Raw genomic sequence first — 18,274 nt, 5'->3', positions numbered from 1 at the left:
TAATGGCTTATAAATATTGAACCAATAAACTAATAAATATATGAGATTGAAAAATATATGTTTGGTTTTCGCTTGTGTAGCAGGTTTATCGGCATGTACCGATAAAATGGACTATCATGAGTATACCAATTATAACAAAGACTATGTATTTTCGGATTTCGGACGTACAGCCGGTTTTGTGAACAATATCTATTCTTGGCTGGATTCGGATATGCCCAGTCTCACCTCGTTGGCTTCAGCTTGTGACGAGGCAGAAATGGCATTGACATATTCTTCGGTGCTTGATTTTACGAACGGAAACAGGACAGCACTTTATACAACTTCTTATTTTGGTTATTATACGCCTATCCGTGCATGTAACTATTTCCTGAAAGAAACTAAGAATCTGGATTTTTATGATTTGCGTTTTACGCAAGATTATCAAGAGCAGATGAAACGTTTCAATCGTTATCAGTATGAAGTGCGTTTGTTGCGGGCTTACTATTATTTCTTGCTTGTTCGTGCTTATGGTGATGTCCCTTTCACCACTGAAGTATTGACAGAAGAAGAGGCCAATTCTTTGGGACGTACTTCAGCTGACGAAGTTTTTGATTTTATTATTTCTGAATGTGATGCTGTTGCATCTGAGTTGCCGGTTTCCTATTATGGCCTGGAAGATGCAGCCGGTGGTGTGAGCAATCCGGAAACGGGACGTGTAAATCGGGGTACCGCTTTGGCGTTAAAGGCTCGCGCAGCACTTTATCGTGCTAGTAAGCTTTTTAACAAGAGTGGTGATAAACAACTTTGGAAAGAAGCAGCTTTGGCTAATCAGGAGGTAATTGATTATTGTGCAATGAACGACATTACATTGGGAAAATATACCGACCTTTGGGGAACTGATAATTACAAGGCTGGTGAAGTGATTTTTGCTCGCCGTTTAGGAGATATTAATTCTCCAGAGTATTATAATTTCCCTATTGGTATGGAGAACGGTCAATCTGGTAACTGTCCTACACAAACTTTAGTTGATGCTTATGAGATGAAGAATGGTGGTGAACCGGATCCACGTAATCCGTATGAAGGAAGAGATCCTCGTTTTAAGATGACTATTGCTTGTAATGGTGATGAGTGGCCTAATACAAATCCATTTCCGTTGGAAACCTATATAGGAGGACGTAATGGTGCTCCGATTTCATATGCGACTCCTACAGGTTATTATCTGAAAAAGTATTTGGATGGCACTATTGATATCAGTTCTGGTGAAGGTACAGGTGGAAAACGTCACAGTTGGATTACCTTCCGACTTGGGGAATTTTATCTGAACTATGCCGAGGCTCTTTATCAATATATAGGTTCTCCTGAACAAGTAACAGATGAGTTTTTTCTGACTGCTCGTGATGCTGTAAACAAAATTCGTACCCGTTCGGATGTGAATATGCCTCTTTTGCCAAAAGGATTGAGTGGAGCGGAATTTTGGGAACGTTATAAACGCGAACGTATGGTAGAACTAGCTTTTGAAGGGCACCGCTTTTGGGATGTACGCCGTTGGAAAGAAGGTGGATTTACAAGTATTTCACGTATGGAGATTACAAAGACAGGTGACAATATCTTTTCGTATAAGAAGACTACGAAGTCTTTAGTATGGGATGATAAGATGTATTTGTTCCCTATACCGGATAGTGAGATTCGTTTAAATCCGAATCTTACCCAAAATCCCGGCTGGTAATTATTATGATAATAATGTAGGATTCTTTTATAAAAACTAAGCATATGAGATATAGTTTAAAATATATGGTTGCATTGGCTTGTGCATTGGTTTGTACAGTTGGATGTGACGATAAATTAGAAGTGTTTGAATTGGAAGGCTCTTCGGCAGCTCCTATATCGTTCGATGTTTCCAAAGTGAAGGCAGAGGCTTTGCCGGGTTCGATTCAGTTGACATGGCCAGCAACGGAAGAAGGTTTTTCTTATATGAAGATTCGTTATACTGATCCTTTGCAGAAGAAAGAGGTTTGCAAATTGGTATCAAAAGGAGCAACTGGGTTGTTGGTAGAAGATACTCGTGCACGTTTTGGTGACTATACTTTTTCTTTTCAGACTTTCAACGCAGCTCATGAGGCGGGTATTGTAACAGAGATGAAGGCTAAATCAGGTCCGGCACCGGCTACCTTGACAGAAAAGAACCGGACAAAGGTAACAATTACCGAAGATCAACTTAGTACGGATAATCAAGAACCTTCTGAAGGACCTATCAAAAACTTGATAGATGGAGATGTGAACACTTTTTTCCATACTCGTTGGAGTCAGCCGCAGGTTGACCTTCCCCAGTATATCCAAATTGATTTCAGGGAAGAACATGAAAACTTTGCTATCAAGTATACTACTCGTAGCACAAGTAATACGGATGGATACCCTACTTCTGCTGATTTGCAGATTAGTGCAGATGGCGAAGTGTGGGAAACAGTGGCTTCTTTGGTGGGATTACCTGCTACAAGTGCAACTGATTATTCCTCAGATTTTGTAGCTCCTGGCAAAAAGTTTAAACATTTTCGCTTCAGTGTGACCACATCTTCACAGAATAAGAAATATTTCCATATGTCGGAGTTCTCTTTTTATGATGTGGATGTGGAAGTCTATGATCCTGAAACAGTTCCTTTGGATTAATTTAAAGAAAATAGTTTGTTATGAAAAATAATATGAAATGGATAGCGGTCTGTTGTATGACTGTCTTTTCTATCGGATTTTATAGCTGTAACAAAGAATATGTAGATTTGGAATATAAAGGCAATATAGATCTGAATCAACTGAATTTGGTACAGGCACGTGAGGTTTGGAACGGAGCCGAATGCAATATTAATGTTCCGGAACTTAAATATGACCCTGAAAAAACTTCAGAGAATTATTCCTATGCTTTAAGTGCTGCTCTTTATCAGGAGCGTGTAGCCGGGCAAGAAAATACTGTAGACTTAATAATAGATGCAGATTCATTAAATACGGCAATCGCTAAATCTTTGGAGGGAGGACTTTATGCGAAATATGTTGATGTGGAACTGTTACCGGAAGAGTTTTACCAATTGTCGGCCGATAAGTTGACATTATTTGCAGGTAATGTATTTTCAGAAGAGGCTTCCCTTTTGATATTTTCGCAAAATTTGGTCGATTACATTCAGAAAGAGTTAAAGCAATCTAAAACGTATGTATTGCCTGTTAGAATATTAAATTCTACTTTTTATCAGATCAATTCGAAAGTAAATACATTGATGTATTTTATAACTGTGACTTACGTGAAGGAAGAAGAGGAAGGACCGGAATATTTTCCTGTGACGGATGTTCCTGAAATAGGTGACGCATATGGGGAAACTGATCTGAAATTGGTATGGCATGATGAGTTCAATGGTACTGGTGCTCCCGATTTGGAGAAATGGCGTTTCGAGGAAGGATTTCAACGTAATGAAGAATTGCAGTGGTATTCCGATCAGAATGCGGTTTGCCAAGATGGTGCTTTGGTTATTACTGGAAAACGTCAACGTGTGGACAATCCAAATTATGAAGAAGGTAGCAGTGATTGGAAGAAGAATCGTGAATATGCCGAGTACACTTCGAGTAGTATTGTTTCTAAATTCCGTTTCCGTTATGGAACTATGGAAGTTCGTGCTAAGATTCCTACAACCAGAGGAGCTTGGCCTGCTATTTGGACAACTGGCATTAGTAATGATAGCTGGTGTTGGGAATGGCCGCTCGGAGGTGAAATAGATTTACTGGAATATTATTTGGTAAGCGGTACTCCGAGTATTCATGCTAATGCTTGTTGGGGAAGTGACACTCGTTGGAGTGCAAAATGGGATTCATATAATCGTCCTTTGAGCGACTTTACGAATAAAGATTCGAAATGGGCAAGCAAATATCATGTTTGGCGGATGGATTGGGATGATCAGTACATTAAATTGTATTTAGATGGAGAACTGATGAATGAGATTGATTTAAACAATACTTCTAATGGATCTGGTGGTCTGAATGATTGGTGGAGAGGATCTTGGCGTAATCCGTTCCGTGATGCAGGAAATAGTGGTGACGGAGGTTTAGGCCAGCAGATTTTCTTGAATTTGGCAATGGGAGGAAATGGAGGGGCGCCAGACCTTTCAAATCTGCCTATGGAATACCATATCGACTACGTACGGGTATATCAGAAAGCTGAATAAGGCCAACGCTTGATTTTCTATAATTCCCGTATTATTTATTCCTGTCAAGGGATTGAATAATACGGGATATTTTTTCTCTTTTGACTGATTCTTGCCCTTTTTTGGCTTATTTATGGCAGGTTTTATAGGGCTGAATGACGTATATTTGCAATAAATACGTAAACAAACATAAAGATATGCTGATACAATATTGTAAAAAAGGTGTTTTGTCGGTGCTTCTCGTTTGCGGAGCATGGGCAGGAGGATTTGCACAGGAGTGGAATCTGGTATGGAGTGAGGAGTTCGACCGTGACGGAAAACTGGACGAAGCGGTGTGGAATTACGAGAACGGTTTTGCACGCAACGAGGAAGCGCAGTGGTACCAGCCTGACAATGCTTATTGCAAGGATGGAAAACTGGTGATCGAAGCCCGCAAAGTGGAAGGACGGAAGAACCCTTTGTACGAGGCGGGCAGTAAGGACTGGCGCAAGAAACGTGAGTTCATCGAATATACGTCCTCATCGGTTACGACTGCCGGGAAGAAGGAATTCCTTTACGGACGCTTCGAAGTGTATGCCAAGATTCCTACAGCCGGAGGGGCATGGCCGGCTATCTGGTTGCTGGGAAAAGGGGTACAGTGGCCTTCGTGCGGTGAGATTGATGTGATGGAGTATTACCGCATCAAGGGTGTGCCACATATTCTGGCCAATGCCTGCTGGGGTACCGACCGTCCATATCATGCCAAATGGAACAGTGCCAAGATTCCTTTTACTCATTTTACTGACCGTGATGTCAACTGGGCCGACAAGTTCCACTTGTGGCGTATGGATTGGGACGAAACAAGCATCAAGCTTTATTTGGACGATGAACTGCTGAACGAGATTCCTTTGAGCGAGACAATAAACGGTAAGATAGGCCAGGGAAGCAATCCTTTCCGCAAGCCGATGTATCTGTTGCTGAATCTTGCCATCGGAGGCATCAACGGCGGACCGATAGACGATGCTGCTCTGCCAATGAAATACGAGATAGACTACGTGCGTGTCTATCAGAAGAAATAACTTATTATAATATGTAATCAATAAACCATTATACAAAATATCATGAAGACAAGAAAAAGCTTATGGCTACTCCTGGTAGTAGCTTTGTTGTTGCCGGCTCAGCTTGTTTCGGCAAAGAAGAAGAAAGAAAAAGAAATGACCGACCGCGAACTGTGGTGCGACGTGATGTACCGTATGGCGGCTCCTGTACTGAGTAACATGAGCGAAGGCCGCCTGCAGGAAAATATGCTGGTAGAGCTCAGTCCTACATGGGACGGACGCAATAAGAAGGTAACTTACATGGAATGCTTCGGCCGTCTGATGGCCGGTCTGGCACCGTGGCTTTCGTTGCCCGATGATGATACGGCTGAAGGTAAACAGCGCAAGCAGTTGCGCGAATGGGCACTGAAGAGCTATGCTCAGGCCGTTGATCCACAGGGTAAGGATTACCTGTTGTGGCGCAAGGAAGGACAGACACTGGTCGATGCCGCTTACGTGGCCGAAAGTTTCTTGCGTGGATACGATGCTTTGTGGATGCCGCTCGACAGCCTGACGAAGCAACGCTACATCGAAGAGTTCAGCCAATTACGCCGTGTCGATCCGCCTTATACCAACTGGTTGCTGTTTTCATCGACGGTAGAGTGCTTTTTGCGTAAGGCAGGAGCCAAGAGCGATACGTACCGCATTGTCTCTTCACTTCGCAAGGTCGAAGAGTGGTATGTAGGCGACGGTTTCTACAGTGACGGACCGGGCTTTGCCTTCGACTACTACAACAGCTTCGTGCTGCATCCTATGTACGTTGAGTGTCTTGAAGTATTCACCAACAGTGGCAAAAATAAGGTTTGGAATGCGCCCGATTGCAACTTCCAGCGTGCCCAGAAGCGTATGCAGCGCTATGGTTCTATTCTGGAACGTCTGATTTCGCCCGAAGGTACTTTCCCCGTATACGGCCGTTCCATTACTTACCGCACCGGTACGCTTCAGCCTCTGGCCTTGCTGGCATGGCGCGGATGGTTGCCGAAGGAACTGTCGAACGGACAGGTGCGTGCCGCCATGACGGCTGTCATCAAGCGCATGTTCAGCGACAACCGCAACTTCAACGAAAAGGGATTCCTCACACTCGGCTTCAACGGTTCGCAACCCAATATCTCCGACTGGTATACCAATAACGGTAGCCTTTACATGGCTTCATTGGCTTTCCTGCCGCTGGGATTGCCGGCCGATCATCCTTTCTGGACCGACGCTCCGCAAAGCTGGACCAGCAAGAAGGCTTGGGAGGGCGAAGATTTCCCGAAAGATCATGCTTATTATGAATAATTTTTCCGGTTTCTCTGTTTACAACCCTTATTCCTGATATGAGAAACTTACGAAATACATGTCTGCTGCTGGCATTGGCTTGCCTGCCCCTTGGAACAAAGGCGCAGGAGGCCGTGCCTGCCGCGAGGCTGGTGGAGGTAGGCGAGGGGTACAGCCAGACGTCGGTCAATACGGCGGTGTTCCGCAACAACTCGTTAGTGACCAGTGGCGACGGGCAGTACATAGCCTATTACGATGCCGACGGCTATCTGATGTTGGGCAAACGCAAGTTCGGTTCCGACCGTTGGACACTGCACCGCACACAGTACAAGGGAAATGTGAAGGATGCCCACAACGTCATCAGCATGATGATCGATGGTAAGGGCTATCTGCACGTGGCTTTCGACCATCACGGCCATCCGCTGAACTATTGTCGCAGCCTGAAGCCTTATTCGCTCGAACTGGGCGAGAAGGAACCGATGACCGGTGTCGACGAAGGCAACGTGACTTATCCGGAGTTCTACCTGCTGTCGGGCGGCGATTTGCTGTTTGCCTACCGTTCCGGTTCGTCGGGGCGGGGTAACTTAGTGCTGAACCGTTACGACGTGAAGACCGGACGATGGCATCGGGTGCAGGATGTGCTGATTGACGGCGAGGACAAGCGTAACGCTTACTGGCAGCTCTACGTGGACGAGCAGGGCACCATCCACTTGTCGTGGGTGTGGCGCGAAACGTGGCACGTAGAGACCAATCACGACCTTTGCTACGCCCGTTCCTACGACAATGGCGTCACTTGGTACAAGGCCAACGGGCGGAAGTACGACTTGCCCATCCGTCTGGGCAACGCCGAGTATGCCTGCCGCATTTCGCAGAATTCGGAACTGATCAACCAGACCAGCATGAGTGCCGATGCCGGAGGCAATCCGTACATCGCTACCTACTGGCGCGACCCTGACAGCGACGTGCCCCAGTATCGCATTGTGTGGCACGACGGGCTGGAGTGGCACAGCCGTCAGGTAGGCGAGCGCACTGCACCGTTCTCGCTCAAGGGCGGAGGCACGAAGATGATTCCCATTGCGCGTCCGCGTATCGTGGTGGATGGCGGCGAGATATATTACGTCTTTCGTGACGAAGAGCGGGGCAGCAAGGTATCGGTGGCCCATACTACTGATGTGGCCAACGGCAAGTGGCAGTTTGCCGACCTGACCGACTTCGCCGTAGATGCCTGGGAACCTTCGCACGACACTGAACTGTGGAAGAAACAGCATCGTCTGCACCTCTTCGTACAGCATACCCGCCAGGGCGACGGCGAACGTACCGTCGAATTTGCTCCGCAACCGGTCTACGTGCTGGAAGTCGGCCGCTGACCTGTTGCGTATCACATGAAATCATAAAACAACTCAAAGACATACAGACATTATGAAGAAAATTATTTTTGCATTGCTGGCTTTGGCTTTCTGCCTGGGAGGAACACCGTGCCTGGCACAGCGACCGAACGCGAAGAACGTGGTCAAGATAATCGACAAAGTGAACCGTCACTGGCAGGAGATGCATCCGAAGCACGGACGTGCTTTCTGGGACAACGCCGCCTATCACACCGGCAACATGGAAGCCTTTTTCCTGACCGGCAACCGCGATTACTACAACTATTCCGAAGCCTGGGCCAAACACAACGAGTGGAAGGGAGCCAAGAGCGACGACAAATCGAAGTGGAAATACAGCTACGGCGAGAGCGACGAGTATGTCCTCTTCGGCGACTATCAGATCTGTTTCCAGACTTACGTCGACCTGTACAACGTGGAACCGGCCGACTACAAAGTAGCCCGTGCCCGCGAGGTGATGGAATATCAGATGAGTACCGACAAGAACGACTACTGGTGGTGGGCCGACGGTTTGTACATGGTGATGCCCGTGATGACCAAAATGTATAAGCTGACCAACAATCCGCTTTATCTGGAAAAACTGCACGAATACTGGGAATACGCCAACAGCATCATGTACGATGCCGAAGAAGGCCTGTACTATCGCGACGGCAAGTACGTCTATCCCAAACACAAGAGTCTGAACGGAAAGAAAGACTTCTGGGCACGTGGCGACGGCTGGGTGCTTGCCGCACTGGCCAAGGTGCTGAAAGACCTGCCCGAAACCGACCGCTACCGTCAGGAGTACATCGACCGCTTTCAGACCATGGCCAAGGCCGTGGCTGCCTGTCAGCAATCCAAAGGCTACTGGACACGCAGTATGCTCGATCCTGAACATGCGCCGGGTCCTGAAACCAGCGGAACGGCATTCTTCACCTACGGCTTGCTGTGGGGTATGAACAACGGCCTGCTGGACAAGGCTACCTACGAACCCGTAGTGATGAAAGCCTGGAAATACCTGTCTACCGTGGCTTTGCAGCCCGATGGCAGTGTGGGCTATGTACAGCCCATCGGCGAAAAAGCCATACCGGGTCAGGTAGTCGATGCCAAGTCTACCTCCAACTTTGGAGTCGGAGCATTCCTGCTGGCCGCTTGCGAGATGGTGCGCTATCTGATGTAAATATTGTTTGTAGCCGCAAGGCTGTACCGACAACGATTTCTCGAATTTTTCTTTATTCTCGGACGTCCGCAGCCGCTTTTTTCGAAGGTGGTCTGCGGACTCTTTTTTATTCGGAAAACAGTTCTTTTATGGATTTACTATTCTTTTGGTAATCAGTGTTTTGTGAATATGTGGATTACCCGCTTGTTCTACACTTGTGTTGCTCGTGAGCCGTGCAAGTGTGGCTCGCGAGCCGTACAAGTGTTGCTCACGAGCCACACAAGTGTTGTTCGCGAACCACGCAAGTGTCTGTCTCGGACATTGCATCCGTGTGTTTCGAAATGGGCTTTCGCGCGGTGGACAAAGAGCTTTTTCTCTTTTTCTCAGTGTCAAAATAAAGTGATTCGTCGTGGATTGTGTGTCAGGATGAAATGCTGTGGCGGAAGGGGGGACGTCTCTTGTCGATTTCGGTAGAAAGTCAGGGCGAGGACGATGGGCATGCCAGAAGAAAAAAACGGTACTATTTGACTCGTCTGACAGGCTTGTGCATGGGGTACGACAGATTTTTATGCCAAATGAACCATTTCTGCCCCCATTTTGATTGATTTGTAGTTGCATATGTCTGTCTGATTGTGTATTTTTGACACCAAATAAAAATGTAAAAAATCCACTTAACAAAAGCGTCGTAACCATGAGAAGCACTTTTAAATCCATTGCAGTAGCAATCAGTCTGATTTTCTCAGTAGTTTTGTCTGCTTTTTCCCAGCAGAAAGAAGTTCAGGAAAAAGATTATGTAGCTTATTTATTCACTTATTTCACCGGCAATCACATCAGTGAAGAGGCCGTATGCTATGCCGTCAGCATGGACGGATATTCTTATTGGGCACTCAACGGTGGCAAGCCGGTGCTCGATTCCAAAGTTATCAGTTCGACGGGCGGCGTGCGCGATCCTCACATCCTTCGTGGCGAGGACGGCAAAACGTTCTATATGGTACTGACCGATATGGTATCGGCCAACGGCTGGGACTCCAACCGCGCCATGGTGCTGCTTAAGTCCAACGATTTGGTCAACTGGACTCATACCGTCATCAACATGCAGAAGAAGTACGAAGGTCAGGAGTCGCTGAAGCGCGTATGGGCGCCGCAGACCATCTTCGATCCGGAAGCCGGAAAATACATGGTCTACTGGTCCATGCAGTATGCAGGCGGTCCGGACGTTATCTATTATGCCTATGCCAACGACGATTTCACCGACTTGGAAGGCGAGCCCAAAGTCCTCTTCTTGCCCGAGAACCGCAAGTCGTGCATCGATGGTGACATTGTGTATAAGGATGGCGTGTTCCACCTGTTCTACAAGACCGAGGGACACGGCAACGGCATTAAAGTGGCCACTACCCGTTCGCTGACTTCTGGACAGTGGACCGAAGAGCCCGACTACAAGCAGCAGACCACCGATGCTGTCGAAGGCGCAGGAACCTTCAAACTGATAGGGCAGGACAAGTACATCCTGATGTACGACGTCTATATGAAAGGCCGTTACCAGTTCACCGAAACTACCGATCTGAAAAACTTCAAGGTGATAGATAACGACGTGAAGATGAACTTTCACCCGCGTCATGGTACCATCATCCCCATCACTCGCGACGAACTATTGCGCATCACCGAGAAGTGGGGCAAGCCTGCCGAGTTGGGACAGCTTCCCAACAACCCCGTGTTGCCAGGCTTCCATGCCGATCCCGAAATCGTTTACTCGCATCAGACGAAGAAATACTACATCTACTCCACCACCGACGGACAGCCGGGTTGGGGAGGCTGGTACTTCACAGCCTATTCGTCGGATGATCTCAAACACTGGACGTATGAGGGCGTCATTCTCGATTTGAAATCTGAACAGGTTCCCTGGGCCAACGGTAACGCCTGGGCACCCTGCATCGAAGAAAAACTGGTGAAGGGTAAGTATAAGTACTACTTCTATTACAGCGGTAATCCCAAGAACGGTCAGGGCAAGCAGATCGGCGTAGCCGTGGCCGACTCGCCCACAGGCCCGTTTGTCGATCTGGGTCATCCCATTATCACCGAGTCGCCCGTGGGTGGTGGCCAGCAGATTGATGTAGATGTGTTCACCGACCCCGTTTCGGGCAAGACTTACCTGTATTGGGGCAACGGCTACATGGCCGGAGCCGAACTGAACAAAGACATGGTATCCATCAAGAAGAAAACCCTCACCGTGATGACCCCCAAAGGTGGTACGTTGCAGGACTATGCCTATCGCGAAGCTCCTTACGTGTTCTATCGCAACGGACTGTATTATTTCATGTGGTCGGTTGACGATACGGGTTCGCCCAACTATCATGTGGCTTACGGCACATCCAAGTCGCCCTTGGGTCCCATCGAAGTCGCAGCGCAGCCCGTTGTGCTGAAGCAGAATCCCGAACAGCAGATTTACGGTACCGCCCATAATTCCGTACTGCAAATTCCCGGTACTGATGAGTGGATGATCGTTTATCATCGTATTAATAAATGGTATCTCAAAGATGCCCCGGGCGTACACCGTGAAGTGTGCATCGATCGTCTGCAGTTCAACGACGACGGTACCATTCAACCGGTAGTGCCCACTTTTTAAACATTATCCAAATCACAAACAAACATAATATTTTATACCATGAAACTAAAACTGATACCGGCTCTTTTCCTGTGTATGGCAACTTTGCCGGTAGTTGCACAAGATGCGACGGTAGCCGGCCCCGACGGTAAGTTGCAGCTTGCTGTCAATTGTTCGGGAGACAAAGGTGCTTCGTATTCCGTAACCTACAACGGCAAAGTGATGCTGCTCGACTCTCCTTTGGGGCTGAAAACCAATATGGGCGATTTTGCCGGACAACTGAAACTGACCGGACATTCAACAACGGCCATCGACACCGTTTATCAGCAGTCGCGCATCAAGGCTTCAAACATTCATTATCAGGCCAATCAGTTGGTCTGTTCATTCGAGACAGCTGAAGGAAAGAAGATGTCGGTCACTTTCCGCGTCAGCAACAACGATGTCGCTTTCCGCTATACGCTTCCCCGACAGAACGGTACGGGCAGTGTGCGCGTCATGTCCGAAGCCACCGGATTCCGCTTCCCCGAACAGACCACAACATTCCTCTGTCCGCAGAGTGATGCCATGATTGGCTGGAAACGTACCAAGCCCAGTTACGAAGAAGAGTATAAAGCCGATGCGCCGATGGATGTACGTTCGCAGTATGGTCACGGTTATACATTCCCCTGTCTGTTCCGTGTGGGCGAAGACGGCTGGGTATTGCTCAGCGAGACGGGTGTGGACAGTCGTTATTGCGGTTCCCGTCTGGGCGACTTCAAGGATGGCATGTATCAGATTGCTTTCCCTATGCCCGAGGAGAACAATGGCAACGGTACTGCCGAACCTGCTTTTTCCCTGCCCGGCAGCACTCCCTGGCGCACGATTACTGTGGGCGAAAGCCTGAAACCGATTGTCGAGACTACCGTTCCTTGGGATGTGGTGGAGCCGCGCTACGCCACGCAGCACGACTATCGCATGGGCCGTGGCACCTGGAGCTGGATTCTGTGGCAGGATGGCAGTATCAATTACGACGATCAGGTCCGCTACATCGACCTGGCTGCAGCAATGGGCTACGAATACGTGCTGATAGATAACTGGTGGGATACCTATATCGGTCGCGAACGGATGGAAGACCTGATCAAATATGCTCATAGCAAAAAAGTTGATGTATTCCTGTGGTACAGCTCCAGCGGTTATTGGAACGACATCGAACAAGGACCTATCAATCGAATGGACAACGCTATTCTTCGCAAACAGGAGATGCGCTGGATGCAGAGCCAGGGAGTGAAAGGTATCAAGGTAGACTTCTGGGGCGGTGACAAACAGGAAACGATGCGTCTGTACGAAGACTTGCTGAGCGATGCAGACGACCACGGACTGATGGTTATCTTCCACGGCTGCACCTTGCCCCGTGGATGGGAGCGTATGTATCCTAACTATGTGGGTAGCGAAGCGGTACTGGCTTCTGAGAACCTGATATTCAACCAACATTTCTGCGATAACGAGGCATTTAATGCCTGCTTGCATCCGTTTATCCGCAATACGGTAGGTTGCATGGAGTTTGGCGGTACGTTCCTCAACAAACGTCTGAATCGTGGTAACGACGGTGGTACTACCCGTCGCACGACCGATGTCTTCCAGCTGGCTACTGCCGTGCTGTTCCAGAATCCGATCCAGAACTTTGCATTGGCTCCCAACAATCTGACAGATGCTCCGCAGCTGTGCATCGACTTTATGAAGCAGGTGCCTACTACGTGGGATGAAGTCCGCTTCATCGATGGTTATCCGGGTAAGTACGTTGTGTTGGCACGCCGTCATGGTGATGCGTGGTACGTGGCTGGTATCAATGCCACACAAGAACCGCTGAAGCTGAAGTTATCGTTGCCGATGTTCGAAGGCCGCAAAACAGTTTCTTTCTACACGGACGACAAACAACTGGCACCGGTGCAGAAAGAACTGAAACTGAAGAAAGGTTCCGTGGCCGAAGTAACCATCGCGCCGCAAGGAGGAATCATTTGCATGTAATAATCTGATAAACTGATACCATTTGAAAAATGAAGAAGATTTTATTTTCATGTCTTCTGGCTATGGGAAGCGTTTCCCTGCATGCCGGAATCACAGGAGTAGCCAATGTGCCCGACTCGGTATACCTCTTTTCGTATGCTGATGCCAACGGTCAAAGTGGCTTGAAATTTGCCTGGAGTGGCGACCGTCAGTACTGGACGCCGGTGGCTGGAGGTTATAATTATGTAAGGTCGGACTTCGGCCCGTGGGGTAGTGGAAAGAAGATGTTCCGTCCCCGTCTGGTGCAGGGTAAAGCCGATGGAAAATGGCACTGCACGTGGGAGGCCACCCAAAGCGGTCAGGTAGTGGCACATGCCGCTTCGTCCGACTTGCTGAAGTGGGAGCGTCAGAGTTATTTTGTGCCTGCCGAACGCGCCCAGCATGTTCCGGCCGAGACATTTCCTGTTGCCGAGGCAAAGGCTACAATCGGCGGACGGGAAGAAAGCGGCTACGTACAACGCGTGCCCTATGCTTTGATCGAAGAAATGCAACGCTATGCCGATCACAAGAACTTCCGTGGCATGCTTTACGACGAACGCACCGAACAGGATGCTGTCCGTTTTGCCGGACTGAAGCCCGTTGAGGCCACCATTACCGTACAGACCGATCAGAAGAAAGCTATCAGCGAGCATCTCATCGGTATCTTCTTTGAAGACATCAACTACGGAGCCGACGGCGGACTGTATGCCGAATTGGTACAGAACCGCGACTTTGAATACTCGGAGAAAGATAAAGCCCATCAGCGCTGGGATCACAGCTATGCCTGGACAGTGCAGGGAGGCGATGCGGCTGCCAGCCTGGCCATTGCAACCGATGATCCCATCCATGCGAACAATGCCCACTATGCCGTACTCGACGTGAAGCAGGCGGGTGCTTCTTTGCAGAACAGCGGTTACGACGGCATTGCCCTGAAGCAGGGCGAGAAGTACGACCTCTCTCTCTTTGCCCGTGTGGCGCAGGGCAGTAAAGGCGGCAAGTTTGTGGTACGCCTGCTCGACGAGAAGGGCAATGAAGCAGCACGGACAACTGTAAACGTTTCGTCGAAAGACTGGAAGCAGCTGAAAGGTGTACTGAAAGTAACGGCCGACGTACGTGCCGGTGTGTTGTCGCTCGAACCTCTGTCAGCTGGTACTTATCATCTGGACATGGTTTCCTTGTTCCCGCAAAATACATTCAAAGGGCGGAAGAACGGTCTGCGTGCCGATTTGGCGCAAACATTGGCCGACCTGAAGCCGCGTTTTGTCCGCTTCCCTGGCGGATGTGTGGCACACGGCGACGGTGTAGACAACATCTACGACTGGAAAGGCTCCATCGGTCCGCTGGAAGCCCGCAAGCCTTTGCGCAATCTGTGGGGCTATCATCAGACGCGCGGACTGGGCTACTTCGAATACTTCCAGTTCTGCGAAGACATTGGCGCAGAGCCGGTACCGGTTTTGGCCGCAGGTGTGCCTTGCCAGAATTCGGGTACATGCAGCCATCATTCGAAAGGCGAACTGGGATGCAGCGGACAGCAGGGCGGTGTTCCGATGGAGGAAATGGATGCCTACGTGCAGGACGTGCTCGACCTGATAGAATATGCCAACGGCGATGCCAAGAAGACGGAGTGGGGACGGAAGCGTGCCGAAGCCGGACATCCGAAACCCTTCGGACTGAAATACATCGGGATTGGAAACGAAGACCTGATTACCGACGTGTTCGAGGAACGCTTTACCATGATATACAATGCCGTGCGTGCTAAGTACCCCGACATTACTGTCATTGGTACGGTAGGCCCCTTCTACGAAGGTACCGACTATGATGAAGGCTGGAAGCTGGCTTCCAAACTGGATATTCCGATGGTGGACGAACACTATTACGTGGCTCCGGGCTGGCTGATTCACAATCAGGACTATTACGACCGTTACGACCGCAGCAAGTCGAAGGTATATCTGGGCGAGTATGCAGCTCATTTACCGGGACGTCCCAACAACATCGAGACTGCATTGGCCGAAGCCCTCTACCTGACAGGCGTGGAACGCAACGCTGACGTGGTGACCATGACTTCGTATGCGCCTCTGCTGGCCAAAGAGGGACATACGCAATGGAATCCGGACCTGATCTACTTCAACAATACGGAAGTGAAACCTACCGTGGGTTACTATACCCAACAGATGTACGGACAGAATGCCGGAGACGAATACATCACCTCGACTGTGCAGCTGAACAACTGGCAGGACGGTGTGAAGAAGCGTGTCGGCGTATCGGTGGTGAAGGACAACGCAACGGGCGACTACATCGTGAAGCTGGTTAACATGCTTCCCGTCGAAGTAAATTCGAAAGTGAAGCTGGATGGCGTGACGCTGACAGCTCCTACTGCTGTGAAGACCGTCCTGACGGGCGATCCGAAGGATAAGACGGCGCGTCCCGTGACTTCCGACTTCGAACTGACGGGCAGCGATTTTGCTTACAGCATGCCTGCCTATTCGTTCACGGTAATCAGAATCCACCAGAATCTGGAAAAGAAATAATAAAGATGTGTCCGCAACAGGCAAAAAGGGGGCATTTGTCCCCCTTTTGTAGGACACTTGTACGGCTCGCGAGCAACACTTGCACGGCTCACGCCCCTTGCAAAACGTGCTTTTACAGAATGAACAACCGAAACTTAATATAAAGAAAATGAAACGATTGACTGCATTATTAGCTTTGTCATTGGCTTTGGGCGTACAGGCTCAGCACACAATGACGGTGGATGTCGCCAAACCGACAGCCAAGATACAGCCTACCATGTACGGTGTCTTTTTCGAGGACATCAATTTCGGAGCCGACGGAGGCTTGTATGCCGAACTGGTGAAGAACCGTTCGTTCGAGTTCCCGCAACCGTTTGTTGGGTGGGTTCCCTTCGGACAAGTAACGGTAGAAGACGAGAAACCTTGCTTCGACCGCAATCCGCACTACATCCGTATTGTCAACGACGGTCGCCTGCTGCGTGCCGGCATCGATAATGAAGGCTACCGTGGCATCGGCCTGAAGCAGGGCGAGGAATACCGCTTCTCGGTCTATGCCCGCACACCCGATGCTACGCCGGTGAAGTTGTCTGTCGAGCTGGTCAACTCCAATGCTGAAAACCCCGTAAAGAAGGAAATCGAAATCAAGGGACAGGAGTGGCAGAAGGTAGCAGTCGTGCTGAAGTCTTCCTTTACCGATGCTCATTCGCGCCTACGCATTGTGGTGCAGAGCAAAGGTACGGTCGATTTGGACCATATCTCCCTCTTCCCGGTTAATACTTGGAAGCAACGTGAAAACGGTTTGCGTGCCGATCTGGTACAGGCACTGTACGACCTGAATCCGGGTGTCTTCCGTTTCCCCGGTGGATGTATCATCGAGGGTAACAGTCTGGCTACGCGCTATCAGTGGAAGAACTCGGTCGGTCCGGTCGAAAACCGTCCGCTGAACGAGAACCGCTGGAACTATACATTCAAGCACAAGGCTTTCCCCGACTATTTCCAAAGCCTGGGTCTGGGCTTCTACGAATACTTCCTGCTGAGCGAGGATATCGGTGCCGAACCGCTTCCGGTAGTGAGCTGTGGCCTTTCGTGCCAGTACGAGAGCAACGAAATCGTTTCCCTCGACCAGCTTGATCCCTACGTGCAGGATGCGCTTGACCTGATAGAGTTTGCCAACGGTGATGTGAATACCACCTGGGGTAAGGTACGTGCTGACATGGGCCACCCTGCTCCCTTCAACCTGAAAATGATTGCCGTCGGCAACGAGCAGTGGGGCGAAGTCTATCCCGAACGGCTCGAAGTCTTTACGAAAGCCATCCGTGCCAAGTATCCCGACATTAAGGTTGTTGGCTCTTCCGGCCCCAGTGCAGGTGGCGAACAGTTCGACTATCTGTGGCCCGAAATGAAGCGTATCGGTGTCGATCTGGTGGACGAACACTATTACATGGCTCCCGATTGGTTCCTGACCAACGCAGCCCGTTACGACAGTTACGACCGTAAAGGTCCGAAAGTGTTTGCCGGCGAATATGCCGCACACGACCATGCCAGCGGTAAGGCTAACAATCTGTATGCCGCACTTTCCGAAGCAGCCTTCATGACCGGACTGGAACGCAATGCCGACGTGGTTCATCTGGCCACTTACGCTCCGTTGTTTGCACACGTGGATGCCTGGCAGTGGAATCCGGACCTTATCTGGTTCGACAACCTGCGTATGATGCGCACCCCCAACTACTACGTGCAGCAGATGTACGGCATGAATACCGGAACCGATGTGCTGAAGTTGCAGATGGACGGCAAGCCCGTCACCGGGCAGGACAGCCTTTACGCGACAGCGGCTTGGGACGAACCGACAGGCGAAATCATCGTCAAGTTGGTGAATGTGGCAAGTCATCCTGCCGAGGTGAAGATAGACTTTACCGGTTTGAAGAAGCGTCAGCTCGTTTCGGGTACTTGCACTTATCTGCACGACGGCGACTTGAAGACGGTCAATACACTGGAACAGGAAACACTTGTTCCGCGCGTTCGTCCGGTACAAGTGAAAGGTCAGACGCTCGAATTGCAGCTTCCGGAACACTTTTTTGGGGTCTATCGTTTGCAATTGAATTAAATTGCCCCTATTTTGAAACATATTTTTCC

11 protein-coding genes are annotated in these 18,274 nt (G+C 49.4%); all 11 read left to right on the top strand.

Annotated features, from left to right (window positions below):
* The first annotated feature begins 40 nt into the window (after positions 1 to 40).
* The 11 genes from BQ5591_RS18920 (at position 41) to BQ5591_RS18870 (ending at position 18,245) form a co-directional block, all read left to right on the top strand.
* Positions 41 to 1,705 (top strand): RagB/SusD family nutrient uptake outer membrane protein, encoded by a 1,665-nt coding sequence (locus tag BQ5591_RS18920; RefSeq protein ID WP_071150509.1) that lies wholly within the window; start codon positions 41 to 43, stop codon positions 1,703 to 1,705.
* A 44-nt stretch (positions 1,706 to 1,749) separates the two neighbouring features.
* Positions 1,750 to 2,643: a discoidin domain-containing protein gene (locus BQ5591_RS18915; protein ID WP_071150508.1), complete on the top strand. Its 894-nt coding sequence runs from the start codon at positions 1,750 to 1,752 to the stop codon at positions 2,641 to 2,643.
* A 20-nt stretch (positions 2,644 to 2,663) separates the two neighbouring features.
* Positions 2,664 to 4,178 (top strand): family 16 glycosylhydrolase, encoded by a 1,515-nt coding sequence (locus tag BQ5591_RS18910; RefSeq protein WP_071150507.1) that lies wholly within the window; start codon positions 2,664 to 2,666, stop codon positions 4,176 to 4,178.
* Positions 4,179 to 4,354: 176 nt separating this feature from the next.
* Entirely contained in the window at positions 4,355 to 5,215 is an 861-nt protein-coding gene (locus BQ5591_RS18905; protein WP_083381034.1) for a glycoside hydrolase family 16 protein, read from the top strand.
* Positions 5,216 to 5,257: 42 nt separating this feature from the next.
* On the top strand, positions 5,258 to 6,511 hold the full coding sequence (locus BQ5591_RS18900) for a DUF2264 domain-containing protein (RefSeq protein WP_071150506.1): 1,254 nt from the start codon (positions 5,258 to 5,260) through the stop codon (positions 6,509 to 6,511).
* Between the two features lie 38 nt (positions 6,512 to 6,549).
* Positions 6,550 to 7,857, top strand: coding sequence for an alpha-l-rhamnosidase (locus BQ5591_RS18895; RefSeq protein WP_071150505.1), 1,308 nt, complete (start codon positions 6,550 to 6,552; stop codon positions 7,855 to 7,857).
* 52 nt (positions 7,858 to 7,909) lie between these two features.
* Entirely contained in the window at positions 7,910 to 9,031 is a 1,122-nt protein-coding gene (locus tag BQ5591_RS18890) for a glycoside hydrolase family 88/105 protein (RefSeq protein WP_071150504.1), read from the top strand.
* A 670-nt stretch (positions 9,032 to 9,701) separates the two neighbouring features.
* Complete coding sequence (locus BQ5591_RS18885; protein WP_071150503.1) at positions 9,702 to 11,633, top strand: glycoside hydrolase family 43 protein; 1,932 nt, start codon at positions 9,702 to 9,704, stop codon at positions 11,631 to 11,633.
* A gap of 39 nt (positions 11,634 to 11,672) precedes the next feature.
* Positions 11,673 to 13,616, top strand: coding sequence for a glycoside hydrolase family 97 protein (locus BQ5591_RS18880; protein ID WP_071150502.1), 1,944 nt, complete (start codon positions 11,673 to 11,675; stop codon positions 13,614 to 13,616).
* A gap of 29 nt (positions 13,617 to 13,645) precedes the next feature.
* Positions 13,646 to 16,162 (top strand): alpha-L-arabinofuranosidase C-terminal domain-containing protein, encoded by a 2,517-nt coding sequence (locus tag BQ5591_RS18875; protein WP_071150501.1) that lies wholly within the window; start codon positions 13,646 to 13,648, stop codon positions 16,160 to 16,162.
* 148 nt (positions 16,163 to 16,310) lie between these two features.
* Positions 16,311 to 18,245 (top strand): alpha-L-arabinofuranosidase C-terminal domain-containing protein, encoded by a 1,935-nt coding sequence (locus BQ5591_RS18870; RefSeq protein ID WP_071150837.1) that lies wholly within the window; start codon positions 16,311 to 16,313, stop codon positions 18,243 to 18,245.
* The last annotated feature ends 29 nt before the right edge of the window (positions 18,246 to 18,274 follow it).

Source organism: Bacteroides ndongoniae (genome assembly GCF_900108345.1).
Classification (GTDB): Bacteria; Bacteroidota; Bacteroidia; order Bacteroidales; family Bacteroidaceae; genus Bacteroides; species Bacteroides ndongoniae.
The sequence above is the reverse complement of the archived record's forward strand: the minus strand, read 5'-3'. Positions and strand labels throughout refer to the sequence as shown.

What these genes read in the sequence shown, in the direction of transcription:
- BQ5591_RS18900 (WP_071150506.1), top strand. Translation starts at nt 5,258, where the DNA reads ATGAAGACAAGAAAAAGCTTATGGCTACTCCTGGTAGTAGCTTTGTTG.
- BQ5591_RS18915 (WP_071150508.1), top strand. Translation starts at nt 1,750, where the DNA reads ATGAGATATAGTTTAAAATATATGGTTGCATTGGCTTGTGCATTGGTT.
- BQ5591_RS18875 (WP_071150501.1), top strand. Translation starts at nt 13,646, where the DNA reads ATGAAGAAGATTTTATTTTCATGTCTTCTGGCTATGGGAAGCGTTTCC.
- BQ5591_RS18905 (WP_083381034.1), top strand. Translation starts at nt 4,355, where the DNA reads ATGCTGATACAATATTGTAAAAAAGGTGTTTTGTCGGTGCTTCTCGTT.
- BQ5591_RS18910 (WP_071150507.1), top strand. Translation starts at nt 2,664, where the DNA reads ATGAAAAATAATATGAAATGGATAGCGGTCTGTTGTATGACTGTCTTT.
- BQ5591_RS18890 (WP_071150504.1), top strand. Translation starts at nt 7,910, where the DNA reads ATGAAGAAAATTATTTTTGCATTGCTGGCTTTGGCTTTCTGCCTGGGA.
- BQ5591_RS18920 (WP_071150509.1), top strand. Translation starts at nt 41, where the DNA reads ATGAGATTGAAAAATATATGTTTGGTTTTCGCTTGTGTAGCAGGTTTA.
- BQ5591_RS18895 (WP_071150505.1), top strand. Translation starts at nt 6,550, where the DNA reads ATGAGAAACTTACGAAATACATGTCTGCTGCTGGCATTGGCTTGCCTG.
- BQ5591_RS18885 (WP_071150503.1), top strand. Translation starts at nt 9,702, where the DNA reads ATGAGAAGCACTTTTAAATCCATTGCAGTAGCAATCAGTCTGATTTTC.
- BQ5591_RS18880 (WP_071150502.1), top strand. Translation starts at nt 11,673, where the DNA reads ATGAAACTAAAACTGATACCGGCTCTTTTCCTGTGTATGGCAACTTTG.
- BQ5591_RS18870 (WP_071150837.1), top strand. Translation starts at nt 16,311, where the DNA reads ATGAAACGATTGACTGCATTATTAGCTTTGTCATTGGCTTTGGGCGTA.